This is a genomic window from Mesorhizobium sp. P2_E6 (genome assembly GCF_056403835.1).
Window position 1 is genome coordinate 207,913 of record NZ_JBFUEQ010000010.1, and the last position, 21,003, is coordinate 228,915.

Below are 21,003 nucleotides of genomic sequence, written 5' to 3' on the forward strand. Positions count from 1 at the left end.
ACAGCCGCCGCACGTTCACGACGCGAACAGGGATAGATCAGGGGTGAAGCTGCGGTCGCGGACCGCTCAGGCCGCGATGGTCGGCGGCGCGCGCGGCTGATGGGCATTTGCCCTGGACCCCGGGGGCGCTTCGTATCCCGAAACAGCCGCCTTCGGCGAAGTCCGCTCAAGCCAAGAAAAGACGGCGTCGAGAACCGGCAAAGCGGGATGGCCGCTGGCGAACTTGACCAGGGACGGCCGCCCGGCGCGAACCTCCAGCACTTGCGCCTTGCCGGTGACACGCAGCAGCGCCGCCGCCTCTCCAGACCGTTCCAGGCCGATGCTGGCGCCGCCCGATGCAGCATCCGCGAAAGCTGGCACGTCCGGGCGGCCGAGGCACAGCATCGCCAGCAGCACCATGCCCATCAGGCATGAGCAGACTGTCGTCAGCGGCGCTTCGAGCAATCTGGTGCGCTTGGCCGCCGTGAAGGGACCCGGTCTCGAAAACATCACCCGCCCTAACGCACGATGGCCGGAAAGGAAAGCAAGCCGGCGAAAACCGGCAAGTCATCACCTGATACAGGGCGAATATCCCGAGGTGCGCGGCTGCATCAAGCAGTTCGTCCTTGAACCTTTTGCCTCCAAGTGCCAAATCTGGGGAGATTTTCACGTCGGCCTCTCGCAGGGCCTACCCGGCTACACGGACAAAATGGTCACCTATCTCGACGCCGCCACCGCACCACTCAGAAACACCGGCCAGATCCGCCTCTATGGCGAGGAAGGCTTTGCCGGCATGCGCAAGGCATGCGATCTCACCGCGCGCTGCCTCGACGAACTGGTGCCGATGGTCGAGCCTGGCGTCACCACAGAAGCCATCGACCGCTTCGTCTTCGAATTCGGCATGGACCACGGCGCGCTGCCGGCAACGCTCAACTATCGCGGCTACACGAAATCGTCCTGCACCTCGATAAACCATGTCGTCTGCCATGGCATTCCCGACAACAAGCCGCTCAAGGATGGCGACATCGTCAACATCGACGTCACCTATATCCTCGACGGCTGGCACGGGGATTCCTCGCGCATGTACCCGGTCGGCACGATCAAGCGCGCCGCCGAGCGCTTGCTCGAGGTCACCCATGAATGCCTGATGCGCGGCATTGCGGCGATCAGGCCCGGCGCACGCACTGGCGCCATCGGCGCCGCCATCCAGACCTATGCCGAGGCCGAGCGCTGCTCGGTGGTGCGCGATTTCTGCGGCCACGGCGTCGGCCAGCTTTTCCACGACGCACCCAACATCCTGCACTATGGCAGCGCCAATGAGGGCGTCGAGATGCGTCCAGGCATGATCTTCACCGTCGAGCCGATGATCAATCTCGGCCGGCCGCATGTGAAGGTGCTGTCGGATGGCTGGACCGCGGTGACACGCGACCGCTCGCTGTCGGCACAGTACGAACACACGATCGGCGTCACCGACACCGGCTGCGAGATTTTCACCCTGTCGCCCAACAAGCTCGACCGCCCCGGCCTGCCGGCCTAGCCTTGTTTTGCCGGTTCTTTCCGGCCCAGGAAAATGCGGAGCAGCTCGTGGGGACCGGAAGCGACGACGACGAGCGAGGCTTCTTCTCCGAAGTGCCGGTCCGGCCAGCGGCGAAAGCAAAGGCGCTCAACGACAAGCCGCATTATCTCGGCCATCGCGACCGCTTGCGCGAGCGCTTTGCCACGGCCGGTCCGGAGGCCCTGCCCGACTACGAATTGTTGGAACTTCTGCTCTTTCGCCTGATCCCCCGCGCCGACACCAAACCGGTCGCCAAGGCGCTTCTGGCGCGCTTCGGCACGCTGGCCGAAGTGCTTGGCGCATCGCTTGCATTGCTGCAGGAGGTCAAGGGCATCGGCCCCGCGGTGGCGCTCGACCTGAAGGTCGTCGCGGCGACCGCGCAGCGCATGGCGCGCGGCGAGGTCCATGGCCGCGAGGTCCTCTCCTCATGGACGCAGCTTCTCGACTATTGCCGCTCGGCAATGGCCTTCGAGGAGCGCGAGCAGTTCCGCATCCTGTTCCTCGACAAGAAGAACGCGCTGATCCCCGACGAGGTGCAACAGGTCGGCACCGTCGACCACACGCCTGTCTACCCACGCGAGGTGATCAAGCGCGCGCTCGACCTCTCGGCGACCGCGATCATTCTGGTGCACAACCATCCGTCAGGCGATCCGACGCCATCGCGCGCCGACATCGAGATGACGAAGGAGATCGTCGACGCGGCCAAGCGGCTGGGCATCGCCGTGCATGACCACATCATCATCGGGCGCAAAGGCTATTCCAGCATGAAGGGCCTGCTGCTGATCTAGTGCGATGAGCTACACGCTCGCGAAGTCGTGTACGCCGCGAGAAGCTAGGCGTTCGCGCGTGACGCGTCGGGTGGCGCCGCACTGGATCGCACCCACCGACTTCCCTTGTTTCAACGCCTTTCCGACAACCACTCGACGACTGTTACCGTGCCGCTGGTGGGCAGACTAGGACCATGGTCTGGCCGGTATGGGACTTCAGTGCCGCGACGGTCTCATAGCGCTGATTTATATTGTAATATCAAATGGTTATGGAGTTCGTTGGTTGTCAGGCTCGCGCAGTGAAACCGTATTTGTCTAAAGTTTATTGCGCACGATTAGTGAATCCTCATATGACGCTGCTCTAGCGGTTGGGCGGAGGTTCCTCAAGGAGGAGATATCATGACAAACCGAAAAACTCTGTTCGCGGCGCTCGCCGCATTGGCGCTTCTGGCGTCTCCGGCGCTCGCCGGAAACGGGCACGGCAACGGCGGTGGCAATGCTGGCGGCAATGGTGGAGGCAACGGCAACGGGCACGGCCACGCCGGCGGCAACGGCAAGAGCGGGGCTTCGCATGGCAAGTCTGCGTCGGCCCCGGGGCGGGCGGCCAAGACGGTAACGGACACAACGACCGACACCACGGTCAATACGAAGTCCGTGCACAAGGACAAGAACATCCATGCCAAGCTTGGCAGGCTGAACTCGCTGCAGCGCAACATCAACGCCTACATGAACTCCAAGAGCAAGAAGTTCGCCGGCATTCAGGCCTTCGTGACGCAGTCCGCGATAGCCAAGAACGCCCAGATCGCGGCTGACGAGGCGGCCGCGGCGGCGGACGACGCCCAGGATAAGCTGAATGCCCTGAATGCGCAGATGACCACGCTGCAGGCGGACCCGTCCGCCACGCCTGAACAAATCCAGGACCTGAACGATCAGATCGCTGCTCAGCAGGCCGTTGTCGCCGCCGACAACGCGACGGCCGCCCAGGCCCAGGCGGCAGCTGACGCTGCAACGGTCGGCACCGATCAGGCATCGCTCGACGCGGCGCTGACGGACATGGCCAACAAGCCGGTCGACGCCGATGTCACGGATTGGGCCGAGGGCGTCCTTGCCGGCAAGATCGACCAAATGGCCGACGCGCTCCAGAAGGCGGGGACACCGTAGGTATCGCGACCCAAAACAGCAGTCTAGCAAAACAGCAGTCTAGGAAGACGCCGCCGGGCCTGCCTGGCGGCGTTGCTGTTTCTGGTCTCGACTTTCACGTTGAACAAAGCGTCGCGATAATTTCCTCGGGGCCAATGCGTCCCTTGACAGCACTTGCGCCTTGATTGGCGAAGTCGATCCAGCCCTCGTTGAAGCCGTCCAGCATGCGCATGCGCGGGCCCGGATTTTTCATGCCTTGGGAGAGGAACAGGCCCTCCCAAGTGTCCCGAGGCACCGTTTCGACCCGCACCGGCCGTCCCAACGCCTTGGTGAAGGCGATCGCCAGGTCGTTGGGCGAGACACGGCGCGGGCCTTCGAGTTCGACCACGCGCCTGCCCGTCCAATGCTCCTGGATCAGGTCTGCCGCAATCCGCCCCACATCGCTCGTCGCGACCATCGCGAACGGCTTGTCGGCAGGCATCAGGAAGCTCGAGATCACACCTGTGTCGCGTGCGGAGGCGACATCCCACATTGCGTTTTCGAGAAACCAACCCGGTCTCAGGAAGGTCACCGGCAGCGGGAGCGCCGAGAGCGCCTCTTCCAGCATCGTGCGCTGCGACAAGAGGTTGTCCTGCGCTGCATCGGCTCCAATCGTCGACAGGCAAAGCACTCTGTCCGGCAGCGCGGCCTTCAGCGCTTCGACGATGGCGTCGATGACCTTGCGAGCCTCGGGGTAGCCGGGCTCGGGGTCGAACTCCGATGGGGGCAGGATGAAGACCCCCTCGGCGCCGGTGAACGCAGCTGTCAGCGCCTCGGCGTCCTCAAGTCCGGCAAGTACGACCTCGCAGCCGCGTGCCGCCCATTCTTCACCTTTGTTGGCGTCCCTGACCACGGCGCGGACAGGCCGGCCCTGTTCCAGCAGCGCGCGGCCGAGCGCTCCGCCGACTTTTCCAGTGATTCCGGTGATGGCATACATCGTCGTTTTCCAATCTCTCGTTTGTCTGGGGTAGTGGATCAGGCGAGATCGAGCCCGCGGTAGAGACCGCGCTCGAATTCGCCGTAGAGCGCGACGATCCGCTCGTCGAAAAAGGGCAGGACCTGGGTGAACAGCGCGCCGGTGATGTGCTTCACCGGGTCGAGCCAGAAGTAGCAGTTGAGCAGGCCTGCCCAGGCGATGCTGCCGGCGGAGCGCCCGTTCGGTCCCGGCTGCGTGTTGATATCGAAAGACAGGCCCCATTTATGCGACTGTCCCGGGAACTGGTCGAAGCTGCGGGAATAGGACGGCTGCGCCGAGCGCATCTGCTGGACGTTCAGCTCGCCGATCTGGTTCTGCATCATCATGGCGACCGTCTCCTGACGCAGGATTCGGACGCCATGCAGCGCGCCTCCGTTCAGCAGCGCCTGCAGGAACGCCATGTAGTCTCGCGGCGTCGAGAAAGCACCGCCACCGCCCATGAAGAACTCCGGCCGCTGCGGCATCTCGAAGGGCGCCGGCTCCAGCCCGCCGTCGGCGCGGCGATTGTGGAAGGTAGCGACGCGCCGCTTCTGCCCGGCCCCGATCAGAAAGCCTGAATCCTTCATGCCGAGCGGCGCGAAGATATTCTCGCGAAAGTAGATCTCGAGCGACTGATCCGACACCGCCTCGACCAGCTTGCCGACCCAGTCCATGCTGATGCCGTATTCCCACCGCTCGCCAGGCTCGAATTCGAGCGGAGCCGCGAAGGCAGCATTCTTGCAGGTCGCGATGTCGGGCATGCCCGTCGCCTTCTCGTAGCGGGTCAGAGCCTCGCTCCAGATCGAGTAGGTGTAGCCGGAGGTATGCGTCAGCAGATGACGCACCTTGATCGCACGCCTGGCCGGCCGCAGCCGCGGCGTTCCGTCCTCGGCAAAGCCGTCGAGAACCTGCGGCGCGGCCAGTTCTGGCAGGTATTTCGCCGCGTCGTCATCCAGATGCAGGCGGCCCTGCTCGATCAGCTGCATGCAGGCCGTCGCCGTGAAGGCCTTGGTCATCGACAGCAGCCAGAACACCGTGTCGAGCGTCATCGGTGCGCCCGTTGCGACGTTCGCCTTGCCGAAGGCACCCTCGTAGATAATGCCTTTCGGTGTCGCCGCGACGGCGATGACGCCGGCCACGTCGTTCTTTGAGACGCCTTCCCGCAAGGCGGCGTCGATCGCCTTGAACCGCACGGACGAACCGGCCGCCGTTGTTCTGGCCAAAGCGGGGCTGACCGTATCGAGAGCCAGAATGGCTCCCAGCATTCCGCCGCGCTGAAGCATCGTCCTGCGTGTGAGGTGGTCCATGGCTAACCTCCTTTCCGGATCGAAGGAAATCCGATCTGCTCGGCCGTTCGCCCCGGCGTTGCCAGGACGTCACCCTTGTAAGTCGTGCCATGACGTGATTCACGCGCATAAGGATCAGTGTTAAAGTGACTCAGATTCACTGCTCATCGCGTTAGGCTCCGGCGGAGACCTGCAGGGCGAAGGGAGATCGAATGGCTTTCGATACACGGCTTCTGACCGGTGTCGGTGTCCTGGCAGCGGTAACGGAGGCAGGGAATTTCGCCCGCGCCGCGGAGATGCTCGGCCTGACGCCGTCGGCGGTGAGCCGGGCCGTCGCGCGCCTGGAAGCGCGGGTTGGTGTGCGGCTTTTCGATCGCAATCCACGCGAGGTCAGCCTCACCGAGGAAGGCCGCCGCTTCCACACGCAGGTGCTGCCGCTTCTGGCTGGCCTGGATGAGGCGGCCGCCGAAGCCGCCGGCGCGGCGGCGGTCGTGCGCGGCCGGCTGCGCGTCTCGGTGGACCCGTGGTTCGCGCGTATGGTGCTTGCATCGAAGCTGCAGGCGTTTCTGGTTCGCTATCCCCTGCTTTCGGTCGATTTCCTGACCAGCAACTATCGCCAGGAGATGATGACTGGCGTCGACGTGGCGGTGCGCTTCGGGCCTCCCGATGAGTCATCCCTCATCGTGCGCAAGCTGCTGGAGACCCGTATCCTGACGGTCGCCGCTCCGGCCTATCTCGAAAAGCACGGCGAGCCGCGATCACCCGATGATCTCGTCCAACACGAAGCGCTTCTCTTCCGCGATCCCCAGACCGGCCTGCCCTTTCCCTGGGAGTTCCGGCGCGGCGGGGAGGTCAAGGAGGTCAAGGTCTCCAGTCGTCTGGTGATGGATGACCCTTCGGTCGCGATCGCCGCTTGCCTGGCCGGTCAAGGCATTTTCCAGAGCCTCGCGATCGGCTTGGCGCCTCTACTGTCGCGAGGTGAGCTTGTTCAGATCCTGCCGGAATGGTCGGAGGAACTCTATCCGCTCTATGCCTATCACCCCTCGCGCCACCTCCCGCCGGCGAAGGTCAGGGCGCTTCTGGATTTCATCCAGGAGATTGCTGTCGGCGCGTAACCGATCCGCACGGTTGTGGCTGCCGGCGCTGCAACTGATTTGAGCGCCATTCACGCGGGCGCTGCGGATCTGGGGCGAATCGGTGTTGCAACTGCCGGCAACCATCAGGCGGAAAGGCCAATCCAGCATGAGGGCCTGGAAACGGCCTTTTCGAAAGGTCGCGGCGGCAAAAGGGCGCATTTTTCCCGTCAAGATAGTCGGCTCTGGAATTTCGATCGCAAATCAAGCATGATGACCTTGGCATTCGCCGGGACAGCTTCGCGCTCCCTCGAATGCCGGGAGGACGGGACATGGCCGTAGCGCTTGTACTCGTTTTGGTCGTCGTGGGCTCGGTGTTGTTTCACCTCCTGAGCCCATGGTGGTGGACGCCGATTGCCTCGAACTGGAGCTATATCGACAACACCATCATCATCACCTTCTGGATCACCGGCGTCGTCTTCTCCGCGGTGGTTCTGTTCATGGCCTATTGCGTCTTCCGCTTCCGTCATCGGGACGGAAACCGGGCTGCCTACGAACCGGAGAACAAACGGCTCGAATCGTGGCTGACGATCGTCACCGCGGTTGGGGTCACGGCGTTGCTGGTTCCCGGCCTGTTCGTCTGGAGCCGGTTTGTCAACGTCCCGAGCGACGCAACCGACGTCGAAGTCGTCGGCCAGCAGTGGCAGTGGAGTTTCCGCCTGCCGGGCAAGGACGGCAAGCTTGGCACATCCGACACCCGTGACGTCACCGCTGACAATCCGCTGGGCGTGATCGCCAGCGATCCCAATGGTCAGGACGATGTCGTGGTCGAGGCGGCTGATCTGCATCTGCCGGTCGGCAAGCCGGTCAAGATGCTGCTCCGCTCGATCGATGTGCTGCACGATTTCTATGTGCCGGAATTCCGCGCCAAGATGGACATGATCCCGGGCTCGGTCACCTATTTCTGGTTCACCCCGACCAAGACCGGAACCTTTCAGGTCTTGTGCGCCGAACTTTGCGGCCAAGGCCATCCTTTGATGCATGGTGTGGTCATGGTCGACACCCAGCAAGACTATCTGGCATGGCTTGGCCAGCAGCAGACTTTCGCCCAGTTGTCGGCACCCCAGCAAACGGGCTCGGCAGACCAGGCGCCGGGCAAGACGACGGCGTCAGGTTTGAAAATTGCAGCAAAGCTCGAAACGGTCGGGTCTCGCTGAAAAGGACACGGAGGTGTTCCTATGGTCGACATCACGCCTGCAGATGGCATCCCGCCGGCCGAAGTCGCGGAGGTGGAACTCTACCATCCGCACAGTTGGTGGACGAAATACGTCTTCTCGCAGGACGCCAAGGTCATCGCCATCCAATATTCGGCGACAGCGACGGGGATAGGCCTGGTCGCCCTGGTGCTGTCCTGGCTGATGCGGCTGCAGCTCGGCTTCCCCGGTACGTTCGACTTCATCACTCCGGAAGCCTACTACCAGTTCATCACCATGCACGGCATGATCATGGTGATCTACCTGCTCACCGCCCTCTTCCTCGGCGGCTTTGGCAACTATCTGATCCCATTGATGGTCGGCGCGCGTGACATGGTCTTTCCCTATGTCAACATGCTGAGCTACTGGATCTACCTTCTCGCCGTGCTGGTTCTGGTGTCGAGCTTCTTTGCGCCAGGCGGACCGACTGGGGCCGGCTGGACGCTCTACCCGCCGCAGGCCATCATGAGCGGCACACCTGGCGGCCAGGACTGGGGCATCATCCTGATGCTGTCCTCGCTGATCCTGTTCATCATCGGCTTCACGATGGGCGGCCTGAACTATGTGGTGACTGTGCTGCAGGGCCGTACGCGCGGCATGACAATGATGCGCCTGCCGCTGACCGTCTGGGGCATCTTCACCGCGACCGTCATGGCCCTGCTCGCCTTTCCGGCGCTGTTCGTCGCCTGCGTGATGATGCTGCTCGACCGCGCCCTCGGCACCAGCTTCTTCATGCCGGCGATCTCCGAGATGGGCGAGCAACTGCAGCACAATGGCGGCAGCCCGATCCTGTTCCAGCACCTGTTCTGGTTCTTCGGCCATCCCGAGGTCTACATCGTGGCGCTGCCGGCGTTCGGCATCGTATCCGACCTGATCAGCACCCATGCACGCAAGAACATCTTCGGCTACCGGATGATGGTCTGGGCCATCGTCGGCATTGGCGCGCTGAGCTTCGTGGTCTGGGCGCACCACATGTACGTCAGCGGCATGGACCCCTATTTTGGCTTCTTCTTCGCCACCACGACGCTGATCATCGCCGTTCCGACCGCCATCAAGGTCTACAATTGGGTGCTGACCCTATGGAGGGGCGACATCCATCTCACCATACCCATGCTCTTTGCCCTGGCGTTCATCGTCACCTTTGTAAATGGCGGGCTGACCGGGTTGTTTCTCGGCAATGTCGTCGTCGATGTTCCGCTGTCCGACACGATGTTCGTCGTCGCCCATTTCCATATGGTCATGGGTGTCGCCCCGATCCTCGTGGTTTTTGGCGCGATCTACCATTGGTACCCGAAGGTCACCGGCCGGATGCTCGACGAGACGTTGGGCCGGTTCCATTTCTGGGTCACCTTCCTCGGCGCCTACCTGATTTTCTTCCCCATGCACTACCTCGGCCTGATGGGCGTGCCGCGGCGCTACGCTGAACTGACCGACATGACCATCATGACGGAGTCGGCCCACCACCTGAACTCGTTCATCAGCATCATGGCCTTCATCGTCGGCTTTGCCCAAATGGTGTTCCTGTTCAATCTGATCTGGAGCATCCGCCATGGCCGCGAGGCCGGCGGCAATCCGTGGCGGGCCACGACCCTCGAATGGCAGACGCCGCATACACCGCCGACGCACGGCAATTTCGGCAAGGACCTGCCGATCGTCTATCGCTGGCCCTATGACTACAGCGTACCGGGCGCCAAGGAGGATTTCATCCCGCAGAACATGCCGGGCACCTTCGGCCCCTCGAGGGAGCCGGCATGAGCGTCATCCTGGTCTTCCTGCTCGTCATTGCCGGGTTTGCCGGATGGTGGCTTTCGCACCAGCGGCTGACCGCCAAGCCATGGCTAGAACAAGGTCTGGCCGGCGATTTTGTCGGCCTCGACCGGTCGGCGCTGCCCACCGCCAAGATCGGCCTCGGCGTCTTCCTCGCCGTCGTCGGCTGCCTGTTTTCGCTGTTCACCAGCGCTTACTTCATGCGCATGGGCCTGTCGGACTGGCGGCCTCTGCCGCTGCCGCGCCTGCTCTGGCTGAACACGGGCGTGCTGGTCCTGAGCAGCATCGCGCTGCAATGCGCCGTGGTGGCGGCACGCAACGGTCAGATCGACATGGTCAGGCTCTGCCTTGCGACGGCCGGGCTCACGGCGCTTGCCTTCCTGATCGGACAGCTCATGGCATGGCGGCAGATGACCGACGACGGCTATCTGCTGAGCTCGAATCCGGCCAACAGCTTTTTCTACCTGATCACCGGCATGCATGGCCTGCACATACTGGGCGGGCTGGTGGGCCTGGGCAGAACAACTGTCGGCGCATGGAACGGAGCACGACCCGAGCGGCTTCGCCTCGGCGTCGAACTGTGCGCCATGTACTGGCATTTCCTGCTCTTCGTCTGGCTCGCCATCTTTGCCCTGCTGGCCGGCTGGGCCGCTACGTTCATCGACATTTGCCGACAGTTGCTGACCTGAAGGGATCAAGCGGATGGCAGAGACACTGACGCAGATCGGCAAGACGGAGCCGCGGCCCTCAGGCTGGCAAGGCATTGCCGCCGACTGGTCCTCGGATCAGCGTGCGTTCAAGAACGTGTCCTGGGGCAAGGCCATGATGTGGATCTTCCTGCTCAGCGACACCTTCATCTTCGGCTGCTTCCTGCTCTCCTACATGACCGCGCGTATGTCGACACGCGTGCCGTGGCCCAATCCGAGCGAAGTCTTTGCGCTTCGCATCGGCGGCTCGGATATCCCGCTTATCCTGATTGCCATCATGACCTTCGTGCTGATCTCAAGCAGCGGAACGATGGCCATGGCTGTCAATTTCGGCTATCGCCGCGACCGCCGCAAGACGGCAATCCTCATGCTTCTGACCGCGGCACTCGGCGCGACCTTTGTCGGCATGCAGGCCTTCGAATGGACCAAGCTGATCACTGAAGGGGTGCGGCCCTGGGGCAATCCCTGGGGCGCGGCACAATTCGGTTCGTCTTTCTTCATGATCACCGGTTTCCACGGCACTCATGTGACGATTGGGGTGATCTTCCTGATCATCGTGGCGCGAAAGGTCTGGCGCGGCGATTTCGACACCGGACGGCGCGGCTTCTTCACCAGCCGCACGGGCCGCTACGAGAACGTCGAGATCATGGGGCTGTACTGGCACTTCGTCGACCTGGTCTGGGTGTTCATCTTCGCATTCTTCTATCTTTGGTGAGAGGCAGACATGGCAGAAGCAACCGCAAACGGCCTCGGACAACACGCGCTGCATGCTGGTCATGCACATGAGGCGCCGGCGGCCGTCGCCCACGCCGACGAGCATCAGGAACATCCGATCAAGCTCTATCTGGTGGTCTGGGCATGGCTGTTCATCCTCAGCACCTGCTCCTACCTGGTCGATTATTTCGGCCTGCAGGGCTATCTCAGATGGTCGCTGATCCTGATTTTCATGATCCTCAAGGCAGGGCTGATCGTGGCCGTCTTCATGCACATGGCCTGGGAGCGGCTGGCGCTGGCCTACGCGATCATCCTGCCGCCGATACTGGTGCTGGTGTTCACGACAATGATGGTCTTCGAAGCCGACTACACCCTTTTCACCAGGCTGGCGTTTTTCGGATCCGGGCACTGACGCGCAAACCCGTGCGTCGCGAACTCCGGCAAGGAGGCCAAGATGACGATCGCAACCAGGCTGAAAGACTTCATCGACGGCAAGGGTATTTCCTACGACACCGTCGCTCATCATCGCACGTCAACAAGCCGGCAGTCGGCCATAGCCGCGCATGTGCCCGGTAGCATCATGGCAAAATCCGTGGTCGTTCACCACGAGCTTGGCTACACGCTGGCCGTGGTCCCAAGCACCCACAGGATCGAACTTGGCAGGTTGCAAGACGTCATGGACAAACGTCTCGGACTCGCCTCTGAAGACGAGGTGATTTCGCTCTTCGGTGATTGCGACACCGGAGCCATCCCGCCGATCGGCGCAGCCTATGATGTCCCGGTGATTGTCGATGAAAGCCTTGGCGATGCTGCCGATATCTACTTCGAAGGCGGCGACCATAGAACGCTGGTGCATGTCAGCGGCAAGGATTTCCGCAGCTTGACCATGGGCGCATACCAGGCCAGCTTCAGCCACCCGGCTTATTGACGGCTTCGATCAAACTGCACCGGCACCCCGGCCGGTGCAGTCCGGCAGAACCTTCCTCAACTCGCCGGTCTGGCGGGCGACTCCACGACCTTGCGGTAGACATGCCAGGTGGCGTGACCGAGGATCGGCAATACGACGGCCAGTCCGGCGAACACCGGCAGCGAGCCGATGATCAGGGCAACGGCGACGATCAGTCCCCAGACAGCCATGGTGATCGGGTTCGCCAGCACCGCACGCACCGAGGTGTGGATGGCTTCGTAGGCGCCGACGTCGCGGTCGAGCAACAATGGGAAGGCGACGACCGTTGTGCACAACACCACCACTGCGAAGACGAAGCCGATGACGTGCCCAAGGATGATCAGCGTCCAGCCGCGGCCGGTGGCAAATATTTCATTGATGAAGCCGGATATCGATTCCGGCGGCGCCGGGCCGAAAAGATATTGGTAGAACATCTGCGCCGTCAAAAGCCAGGCGATGAAGATTGCAAACAGCATGATTCCGACCGCTGCGATGGCCGGCAGCGCCGGAGAATTCCTGACCTCGAAAGCGTGTCTCCAGGAGGTGTCGAGACCGACTTCCCGCCTGCGGCTGATTTCATAGAGGCCGATCGCCGCGAAGGGGCCAATCAGCGCGAAACCGGAGACCAGCGGAAACAACAACGGCAACGCATTGGCGCCCGAAGTCCAGGCGGCGAGCACGACACCCACGAGCGGATAGATCAGGCAGAGAAAAACGATGTGCGATGGTTTGACCATGAAATCGTCGACGCCCCGTTTGAGCGCGTCGAAAAGGTCGGAAACACCGATTTTTCGAATTTTGGTATGTTCCAGCGTTTCGCTGGCGCCTGCGATCACATGAAAGCTTGCCATGACCATTCCCTCCAGACCAGGTCCGGTAAGGTCGCGGTTTAGCGGTGCTGTCGTTCTGCGAGACTGGCCACGCAAAACCGCGACCTGCACCGGAATCAACATACTCTCTTGCCAGGGACTTGTCGCCCTTTGTCAGAAGAGCTCCGGCGGGTAGCGTCTCAGTTTGATGTCGTCGGCCTCCTCGCCGGCGGCGATGCGCATAACGCGGACGACGTTGCCCGATCACATCGGCGGGCGCTTCTGGCTTTTAGTGCGGTTGGCTTGGCTATTCTCCTGAAGCGGCGGGCATGGCAGATCGGCATATGAGCAGAAAACGCAGCAATCACCCGCTAACGGCTTCAAGAGTACGCCGCAGTTTTTGCATTCGTAGAAGTGAACGCAAGCGTCGGTCGGCATCGTTTCCACAGACTGATGGCCGCACTCTGGGCAAGTAAGGGTGCTCTCAAGCTTCATTGCCACTCCCATGCATTGCACGAAGCATAGTGGAGGTCAGGGTCTGATGCGACAAACGCGGCGTCAAATTTCAAACTGAGCCACTACCCTCGAGCGGTCTGACTAGCTCTGTTAGGCCTTTTTCGCTATTCTGATACAGCGCCGCGCGCCCTTTTTGGCCGCGCAAAGGTTGAAGGTCATGGACGGAAGGACGCTTCTCATACTCGGCCTTGGCATAGTGGCCCTGCTGATCCTGGGATTCTGCGCAATACCATCGTGATGTTCGGGCAGGCCCTGGTCTGCAACGTCTTCAATGCAGCAATTACAGTTCGGCCATATCGATCCGGCGGGTTTCCTTTATGCCGTCAACCTCAGCTGACATGAACGCTCGCGTTGCGATGGTGTCGGCAAGCAGTATGGCAAAGATCGCGAAAAGATAAAAAATCGAGAAGGCAAACAGCGCCTTTGCAGGCTTCATCTCCTTGTCGGGAACCACCAGAACCTTCCATGCGTGCCAGATGAACCCCGCGCCCAATGCGGCCGAGGCAATTCCATATAACCCGCTCGCGAATCCGAACGCCCAGGGCAGCACGCCAATTGGCGCCAGCAGCAGTGAATAGGCAAACATCTGTTTTCTGGTCGAGGCCTGACCGGCCACGTTCGGCATCATCGGGATGCCGGCAGCGGCGTAGTCGCCGACCTTGAACAGCGCGAGCGCCCAGAAATGCGGCGGCGTCCACAGAAAGATGATCAGAAACAGGATGACGCTTTCAGCGCTGACGGCGCCGGTTGCAGCCGCCCAGCCAATGACAGGAGGAAGGGCACCCGCCGCGCCGCCGATGACAATGTTCTGCGGCGTCGAGCGCTTCAGCCACATCGTATAGATGACGACGTAGAAGAAGATGGTGAAGGCCAGCAGCGATGCGGCAAGCCAGTCCACCAGCACGCCGAGCGTCATGACCGAAAGCGCGGAGAGCACCAGGCCGAAGCCGAGAGCTTCACCCGGCGTGACGCGGCCCGACGGCACCGGCCGCTTTGATGTGCGCGACATCAGCGCGTCGATGTCCGCGTCGTACCACATGTTAAGGGCCCCGGCCGCTCCTGCTCCAATCGCGATCGCACCGATTGCAATCACCGCGATGACCGGGTTCATCGCGCCAGGCGCCGCCATCAGGCCAACGAAGGCGGTGAATACGGCAAGCGCCATGACCCGCGGCTTCAAAAGCGCGAAGAAATCACCCGCCGTCGCTTCCGAGAGACGGATGCCGGTATCCTTGAGGCGGTTTTCCCTAGTCGACATCTCGGACCGATGGATGCGCGCGAGCGAGCCAGGTCACTTGGAGAACGTTTTCAGATAGGCAATGACGTTGGCCACGTCTGCATCGCTCTTGAGGCCGGGAAACGCCATCTTGGTCCCTTTGACCATGGCCTTGGGATCGTGAAGATAGGTGGTCAGTGTTGGTTCGTCCCATTTGACGCCGGATTTGCCGGCCGCGATCATGGCATCGGAATATTTGAAATCCGGATGCGTGCCGGCGACGCGGCCGATGACGCCATGCAGCGATGGACCGATCTTGTTCTTGTCCTCGTCTGCGACGTGGCAGACCTTGCATTTGGTGAAGACCTTCTCGCCAGCCGCAGCATCCTGAGCCTGCGATGGATTGGCAACGAAGGTTGCAACAGACACGACGGCGAAAAACGCGACCAAACGCATGACTTTTCCTCCCTGATCGTCAAATGTGCCTGAGATAATCTGCACATACCGGGGCCGCCGGCGACGCGCCTTGCACGGCAGAACAGATTATCGGATTCTCCCCCAAATGGAATTACGGCACCTATGTACCACGGATTCTGGCCGGCGGGTAGAAGAGGTCGGCCGCGCAAAGGTTTAGGTCGTCTGCAGCGGCTCAGGGTACATTCGTGTTGCAGCTGCCGGCAACCTGGCTGACGGCTTCATCGAACCCCGCGAGGTTGAAATCGGCCTCCCCTCGCCCCGACAGCAACCCGAACCGCCAGGAAAGCTGGAGTCGGTTTGCGGCGCCGAGCCGTTTGATGCCGTCGGCGCCGTCGCGCATCAGCCTGCGGCCGCGCGGCCCGACCGACCAGCTTTCATCGAACTTGCCGCCCTGGTCGAGCGTGACCGACACGGTGATCTTCCGGCTGGCCGAAACGGTGTCGTTCAGTTGCAGCCATTCGGTCCAGCGCGGTTCGCTGTCTGCCCGGCAACCAATGGTCAGGATCGGGCTGTAGCTCAACGCGCCGCCGCCTGTGATCAGCTTGTTGGTGGCATAGAGCGATGCCGTGACGAGACCGTCCTCGGCCGTGTCGAACCGCCAATTGTCAAGCACCGTATCGGCGCGGGCAATACCGCAGACCGAAACGAGGACCAGCGCGATTGCCGAGGCGTGTCCCACTTCGACGAACAGTCTCAACGCGCGTCTCCGACGACCCAAGCGGCTTGCGATAGAAGATAATCATCAAAGCTTCGTATCACCACTGGCCACCACCCGCGAAGCGTTCCGGCTGTTGCAGTTTAGCAACGAAAAAGGCCGCCTCAGAGGGCGGCCTTCGTCGATTCTACGGAGCGCCGGGCTTATTCGGCGTCCTTGGCGGCCTTCTTCTTCGGCGCGGCCTTCTTCTTGGGCTCTTCCGCGTCGTCGGCCTTCTTGTCGTCAGCCTTCTTGGCGGCGGCCTTCTTCGCCGGCTTCGCCTTGACGGCGGTATCGGCCTCCTCGTCGTCGGCCATCAGTTCTTCCTTGCTGACCTTGACATCGGTGACCGAGATCTGGCCGAGCAGATGGTCGACCACCTTCTCCTCGAACATCGGCGCCCGCAGCGTGTTCAACGCTTCCGGGTTGCTGCGGTAGAACTCGAAGACTTCCTGCTGCTGGTTGGCCGGATAGCGGCGGACCTGCTCGAACAGGCCGCGCTGCAGCTCCTCGTCCGATACCGTGACGCCGGCCTTCTCGCCGATTTCTGCCAGCACCAGGCCAAGACGCACGCGGCGCTCGGCAAGACGCAGATATTCGGCACGTGCCTCTTCTTCCGTCGTCTCTTCGTCGGCGAAGGTGCGGCCGGCCGCTTCCAGGTCGCGATTGACCTGGGCCCAGATGTTGTTGAACTCGGCGTCGACGAGCTTCGACGGCGCCTCGAACGAATAGGACGCGTCGAGCTGGTCGAGCAGCTGGCGCTTGACCTTCTGGCGCGTCATGGCGCCGAACTGGTTTTCGATCTGGCCACGCACGACGTCGCGCAGGCGCTCCAGCGATTCCAGGCCAAGGTTCTTGGCGGTCTCGTCGTTGATTTCCAGTTCGCCGGGCTGGGACACTTCCTTGACGGTGACGTCGAAGGTCGCTTCCTTGCCGGCAAGATGCGCCGCCTGGTAGTTCTCCGGGAAGGTTACGGTGATCTGCTTTTCGTCACCGGCCTTGGCGCCGACCAGCTGATCCTCGAAGCCCGGGATGAACTCCTTCGAGCCCAGCACCAGCGGCTGATCGGTGCCGGCGCCGCCATTGAAGGCCTCGCCGTCGATCTTGCCGACATAGTCGATGGTGACGCGGTCGCCATTGGCGGCCTTGCCGGTCTTCGGCTCGTAGCTGCGTGCCGATTCGGCAACGCGCTGGACCTGCTCGTCTATCTCGGTGTCCGGCACGTCGAACACCTGGCGCGTCACCTTGATGTCGGAGAAATCCTTGATCTCGATCGCCGGAATGATCTCGTAGTTGAGGCGGAACTCGAAGTCGGCGCCGCCGGCCAGGATCTTCTCGGCCTCCTTCTCGTCCTCGGTCATGATGACTTCGGGCTGCATGGCAGCTTTTTCGCCACGCCCGGTAATGATCGTGCGGGTCGAATCATTGAGGATTTCGTTGACCACTTCGGCCATGAACGACTTGCCGTAGACCTTGCGCAGGTGCTGCACCGGCACCTTGCCGGGGCGGAAGCCGTTGATGCGGACCTTGTTCCTGGCGTCCGAAAGCCGCGCCATCAGCTTGGCTTCCATGTCACCGGCCGGCACGGTGACCTTGATCTCGCGCTTGAGACCGGAGTTGAGTGTTTCGGTGACCTGCATCGTAAAACCTTTGTTTTCACCAATGAGACTGCCACGGCCTCTGCCGCTCACAGCCTGCCGGTATAATCTTGCCGGGAATGGCTTTTGGTACGGAACCTGGCGATTTGACCGAAAATACGGCTCAAACTCTTCCAAACTGCGTTCCAAAATGTGAATAAGTTCTTGTTTTTCCTACTTCTTATCACATTTTGCAGAAGCGGATCGTCGCGTCCCGTCACATTCGACACGCCTTTTGTCACAGGCGGGGCTATTTTTCAACCATCTTCGCATTTCGGCGAACAACCAACATTTTGGCCCCGACCCGACCTTGTTCCTGACCCCAACACTTGTTCCCGACATTGACAGAATGATGGCTACATGGGATTGCCGGTCCATGCGGATGTGGCGGAACTGGTAGACGCCCTGGATTTAGGTTCCAGTGCCGAAAGGCGTGGGGGTTCGAGTCCCTTCATCCGCACCAATTTTATCGCCAATGACCGCTCCGAATGAAATCCAACTTTCAAAGAGGGCTCTTGAAATAGGTTGTTGACAGGTTCTTACTTGCAGCAGGCAGGTTGGGGCTCTGTCGGGCTGTGCGTGTAGCTTCTCTAGTTCTGGCGGTAGGGTCACTTGTCGCGGCAGCAACATGTAAGGTTGAGGCCCTAGAATACACGCCTGTTTCGTCTCCAGGGCAGCAGCCGTTTCTTGTTGTTTCCGGCGAGTTCAACGACAATGAACCCCTGAACGCTTTTAGTAACGCGGTTGTGAGCAGCGGGGCCAGGACGATCGTATTCAACTCCCCCGGCGGCAATGTCGGCAGCGCGCTTCGGTTGGGGCGTATGATCCGCGCGGCAGGGTTGGATACGCTTCAGCTTCGCCAATTGCAGTGCGCTTCAGCCTGCTCACTTGCCTTCTTGGGTGGCGTCCACCGTGGTGCCGAACCAGGTTCTATCGGCATTCATCGGGCTTGGTTGAAATCGGTTGACGGGATGTCCAGAGAAGAAGCAAAGGCCCGTTTCCAGCTCGGAACGGCCGCAATCACATCCTATGTAGTCGAGATGGGAGTGGACCCCGAGCTGATGGAATTGGCATCGAGCTATGACAAGCATGACATAAGATACCTATCGGCCAGCGAAATGGCAGAGTTGCGTGTGACCAATGTCGCAGCGAACCAATCGCCCGTAGATACATCGCAGGTGTCGACGAGGCCAGATCCTGCGCCTGCGCCCGTGCCCGCACCCGACGCAAGGCAACAGGCGGAGAGCGCTGCGGTCGCCTTCGTCAAGGATCTGATCGAGCATCATGGCGACAACGACGATTTCGCTCTTGCTCAAGTTCAGGCGTCCTACGCTCGCACGGTCGACTATTATGGCAAGTTGACGAACCTGAGTTCGATCATTCAGGACAAGAGGAACTATTACCAGCGATGGCCCGAACGGATATATAACGTCCGCAATGACAGCATTGTGGTCACCTGTGCAAACGATCGCTGCATGGTTTCTGGCGTCTATGACTGGGTTGTGCGCAGCCCCTCGACACACAAGCAGGAAAAAGGCGTAGCAGACTTTAGCTACACAATATCGATTGGTCCCTATCCCAAAATCATCGCCGAGACGAGTAAGGTCCGGAGTTGAGCAGCAGCGTTCTCCATCCCTGAGTCAGTGAACTTTCTTGCGAAAAAATCTGTTTGGCTATTTCGTATAGTGGCACACGCCCCCTCCCGGTGGGGTACCACAGTTGATACAAAAATGAGTCCAATCCGGTGCCGCGCTGCCGCAACGCAACTGCATCTCGCATGTGGTGTCCAGCGACGATTGTTCAATTGACTGTGTGCCGTCAATTGATCCGGCCGTCGCCGCTGCGTTCGCCGTTCCGGCAGCGATCGCCGGATACCGCGCCGTGTTCGGGCTATCTCAGATCGGCGTGACCTCACTCCTCTGACGCGTTCCGAAGCCTTGGCAAAGGAGGACCGGTGCAGGTTCCAACGCCATCCGTCGACAGGCACACAACCGATGGCCGCGACCGTCCTGGCATCAGTGCCTAAGCCTCGAACGCTCTCACTGTGAACCATGCGGCCAGGTTCGCCAGTTCAGGCCCCAGCACGCGATCGTCGCCGACAGGCGGCACGATGGCTCTGATGTCATCGACAAATGGCTGCAGCGCCGGCGGCGGCGCGCGTTCGGTCACGTGCAGCGCCTGCGAGGCCATCATCGCCAGCATCGCCATTGCCGCATCGACGCAGCGGCCCGCGGTCGCCTCCTTGGTCCATGCGAAGAACGCCGTGGTGGCGACGTCGTCCTGTCCGGCACCGGCCGATTCCGTTCCCGGAATGAAGGTGCGTTGAGCGGCGAGCTTGGCCTGCTCGAGATAGCCGGTGATCGCCATAGGCACATAGCCGACACTGCCGTGGCCATCGCTGTCGGCCCAATGCCGCCCGGTCATCAAAAGATCGGGCAGCAGCGACACCTTGCCGTTCAAAAGCTTGGAGGCATGACGGTCGCAGAGCAGGCAGATGTCGGCCCATATCGCCGCCAGATCGTCCAGCGCCGGTGTCGCCATGGCATTGTGATAGCCGCCGGTGCTGATGCAGCGGCCGAGCGGATGTGCGTCGTCCGGCGGGATGTAGACCGGATTGTCGGATATCGCGGCCAGCGAGACGGTAGCCGCCCGCTCGGCAGACGACAGCGCACGATGCGCCTGGCCGAGAACGCGCGGCACGATGCGATAGCTGACCGGCGCCTGATAATTGCGCCGGCCGTCTCCGGCGCCGACCAGAAATTCCCGCAACCCCTGGAGGGCCGCGGCTTCATGGTCGTCACCCCAGAGCGTGTCGAGCGCGACGTCGTAGTGCTCGAGCGGGGCGCGAAACGCTTCGATCGACAGTGCGAACACCTTGTGCGCCATGCGGATGCGGCGGCGAGCGGCGAGCGCCGCATCGGCCACCAGCGCGGCGGCGCAGGGCGAGCCGTTGATCAGCGAGCCCCGCTCCTTGACCTCGAGGTCGAAGCGCGCCGAAAGCTCTGCAAACAGCGGGTAGAGCGCCAGGATCTCGCCGGCGCCGCCCTGGCCGGAGGCCGGTACCGTTGGCATCGGGCCACCGTCGAGCATCGCGGCGACGGCGAGCGCGATGCGTGGCGTGGTGGCTGCGTTGCCCTCGATGAAGTTGGTCAGGCGGGCAAGCGCGATCGCCCGGACCACCCGATCGGGCAAAGGATCGCCGAACGAGGTGGCGGCGGCGAACGCCTTGATGCGCGCATGGCGATCCCGCTCGTCAAGTTCGAGCTTGCGGCTCGCCAACTCCCCCATGGCGGTGGTTACGCCATAGATGACCGGCGGCGGATCGGATTCGATAAGCCTGAGGAACGAGGCTCGGCATTCGGCGATGCGCTGCAACGCCTTCTCGCCGATCTCCACCGTCTCTTTCTTCCAGGCGACACGAAAAACCGTGTCGAGGTTGATGTCTTCACGCGTCGACAGGGTGATTGGCATGC

21 protein-coding genes and 1 tRNA gene are annotated in these 21,003 nt (G+C 61.7%); 12 read left to right on the forward strand and 10 right to left on the reverse strand.

Annotated elements, in window-relative coordinates; genetic code table 11:
* Window positions 1–66 precede the first annotated feature (66 nt).
* The gene (locus AC1D08_RS24620) at window positions 67–489 is read right to left on the reverse strand and encodes a hypothetical protein (protein WP_457153542.1); all 423 of its coding nucleotides are present in this window, start codon (window positions 487–489) and stop codon (window positions 67–69) included.
* 199 nt (window positions 490–688) lie between these two features.
* Between AC1D08_RS24620 and map the strand changes: the two genes are divergently transcribed.
* The 3 genes from map (at window position 689) to AC1D08_RS24635 (ending at window position 3,462) form a co-directional block, all read left to right on the forward strand.
* A complete protein-coding gene (gene map, locus AC1D08_RS24625) occupies window positions 689–1,516 on the forward strand; it encodes a type I methionyl aminopeptidase (RefSeq protein ID WP_095087741.1) in 828 nt (275 codons plus the stop codon).
* 47 nt (window positions 1,517–1,563) lie between these two features.
* Entirely contained in the window at window positions 1,564–2,322 is a 759-nt protein-coding gene (radC, locus tag AC1D08_RS24630; protein ID WP_457153541.1) for a RadC family protein, read from the forward strand.
* Between the two features lie 417 nt (window positions 2,323–2,739).
* Complete coding sequence (locus AC1D08_RS24635; RefSeq protein WP_457153540.1) at window positions 2,740–3,462, forward strand: hypothetical protein; 723 nt, start codon at window positions 2,740–2,742, stop codon at window positions 3,460–3,462.
* Between the two features lie 94 nt (window positions 3,463–3,556).
* Here the strand turns inward: AC1D08_RS24635 and AC1D08_RS24640 are convergent, their stop codons facing one another.
* Complete coding sequence (locus tag AC1D08_RS24640; RefSeq protein ID WP_457153539.1) at window positions 3,557–4,417, reverse strand: NmrA family NAD(P)-binding protein; 861 nt, start codon at window positions 4,415–4,417, stop codon at window positions 3,557–3,559.
* A gap of 38 nt (window positions 4,418–4,455) precedes the next feature.
* Window positions 4,456–5,742: a serine hydrolase domain-containing protein gene (locus AC1D08_RS24645; protein ID WP_477303893.1), complete on the reverse strand. Its 1,287-nt coding sequence runs from the start codon at window positions 5,740–5,742 to the stop codon at window positions 4,456–4,458.
* 191 nt (window positions 5,743–5,933) lie between these two features.
* Between AC1D08_RS24645 and AC1D08_RS24650 the strand changes: the two genes are divergently transcribed.
* From AC1D08_RS24650 to AC1D08_RS24680, 7 genes are all read left to right on the forward strand, one after another.
* Entirely contained in the window at window positions 5,934–6,836 is a 903-nt protein-coding gene (locus tag AC1D08_RS24650; protein WP_477303895.1) for a LysR family transcriptional regulator, read from the forward strand.
* Window positions 6,837–7,126: 290 nt separating this feature from the next.
* Window positions 7,127–8,011 carry a cytochrome c oxidase subunit II gene (locus AC1D08_RS24655; RefSeq protein WP_477227391.1) on the forward strand — a complete coding sequence of 295 codons (885 nt, stop codon included), beginning with the start codon at window positions 7,127–7,129 and terminating at the stop codon, window positions 8,009–8,011.
* A 21-nt stretch (window positions 8,012–8,032) separates the two neighbouring features.
* On the forward strand, window positions 8,033–9,802 hold the full coding sequence (gene ctaD / locus AC1D08_RS24660; RefSeq protein ID WP_477424264.1) for a cytochrome c oxidase subunit I: 1,770 nt from the start codon (window positions 8,033–8,035) through the stop codon (window positions 9,800–9,802).
* Window positions 9,799–10,503: a cytochrome c oxidase subunit 3 gene (locus AC1D08_RS24665; RefSeq protein WP_477424266.1), complete on the forward strand. Its 705-nt coding sequence runs from the start codon at window positions 9,799–9,801 to the stop codon at window positions 10,501–10,503. Before ctaD ends, AC1D08_RS24665 begins: the two co-directional genes overlap by 4 nt.
* A 13-nt stretch (window positions 10,504–10,516) precedes the next feature.
* Window positions 10,517–11,236, forward strand: coding sequence for a heme-copper oxidase subunit III family protein (locus AC1D08_RS24670; RefSeq protein WP_184873772.1), 720 nt, complete (start codon window positions 10,517–10,519; stop codon window positions 11,234–11,236).
* A gap of 9 nt (window positions 11,237–11,245) precedes the next feature.
* On the forward strand, window positions 11,246–11,647 hold the full coding sequence (locus AC1D08_RS24675; protein WP_477227394.1) for a cytochrome C oxidase subunit IV family protein: 402 nt from the start codon (window positions 11,246–11,248) through the stop codon (window positions 11,645–11,647).
* A gap of 42 nt (window positions 11,648–11,689) precedes the next feature.
* Entirely contained in the window at window positions 11,690–12,163 is a 474-nt protein-coding gene (locus AC1D08_RS24680) for an aminoacyl-tRNA deacylase (protein ID WP_457155256.1), read from the forward strand.
* Between the two features lie 56 nt (window positions 12,164–12,219).
* Here the strand turns inward: AC1D08_RS24680 and AC1D08_RS24685 are convergent, their stop codons facing one another.
* From AC1D08_RS24685 to tig, 6 genes are all read right to left on the reverse strand, one after another.
* A complete protein-coding gene (locus tag AC1D08_RS24685; protein ID WP_457155255.1) occupies window positions 12,220–13,032 on the reverse strand; it encodes a DUF2189 domain-containing protein in 813 nt (270 codons plus the stop codon).
* 222 nt (window positions 13,033–13,254) lie between these two features.
* Window positions 13,255–13,485 (reverse strand): GDCCVxC domain-containing (seleno)protein, encoded by a 231-nt coding sequence (locus AC1D08_RS24690; protein ID WP_477303899.1) that lies wholly within the window; start codon window positions 13,483–13,485, stop codon window positions 13,255–13,257.
* Window positions 13,486–13,786: 301 nt separating this feature from the next.
* Complete coding sequence (locus AC1D08_RS24695) at window positions 13,787–14,764, reverse strand: heme o synthase (RefSeq protein ID WP_457154088.1); 978 nt, start codon at window positions 14,762–14,764, stop codon at window positions 13,787–13,789.
* Window positions 14,765–14,797: 33 nt separating this feature from the next.
* Entirely contained in the window at window positions 14,798–15,178 is a 381-nt protein-coding gene (locus tag AC1D08_RS24700; protein ID WP_477424268.1) for a c-type cytochrome, read from the reverse strand.
* Between the two features lie 193 nt (window positions 15,179–15,371).
* Window positions 15,372–15,896 carry a hypothetical protein gene (locus AC1D08_RS24705; RefSeq protein WP_457154086.1) on the reverse strand — a complete coding sequence of 175 codons (525 nt, stop codon included), beginning with the start codon at window positions 15,894–15,896 and terminating at the stop codon, window positions 15,372–15,374.
* Window positions 15,897–16,057: 161 nt separating this feature from the next.
* On the reverse strand, window positions 16,058–17,533 hold the full coding sequence (tig, locus tag AC1D08_RS24710; protein ID WP_457154085.1) for a trigger factor: 1,476 nt from the start codon (window positions 17,531–17,533) through the stop codon (window positions 16,058–16,060).
* A gap of 375 nt (window positions 17,534–17,908) precedes the next feature.
* Between tig and AC1D08_RS24715 the strand changes: the two genes are divergently transcribed.
* Together AC1D08_RS24715 and AC1D08_RS24720 are read left to right on the forward strand one after the other, a co-directional pair.
* Window positions 17,909–17,993: transfer RNA gene (locus AC1D08_RS24715), tRNA-Leu, on the forward strand.
* Window positions 17,994–18,105: 112 nt separating this feature from the next.
* Window positions 18,106–19,146 carry a COG3904 family protein gene (locus tag AC1D08_RS24720; RefSeq protein WP_477424270.1) on the forward strand — a complete coding sequence of 347 codons (1,041 nt, stop codon included), beginning with the start codon at window positions 18,106–18,108 and terminating at the stop codon, window positions 19,144–19,146.
* 406 nt (window positions 19,147–19,552) lie between these two features.
* Here AC1D08_RS24720 and AC1D08_RS24725 read toward each other — a convergent pair whose 3' ends face one another.
* Window positions 19,553–21,001: an aromatic amino acid lyase gene (locus AC1D08_RS24725; protein WP_457153044.1), complete on the reverse strand. Its 1,449-nt coding sequence runs from the start codon at window positions 20,999–21,001 to the stop codon at window positions 19,553–19,555.
* Between the last annotated feature and the right edge of the window lie 2 nt (window positions 21,002–21,003).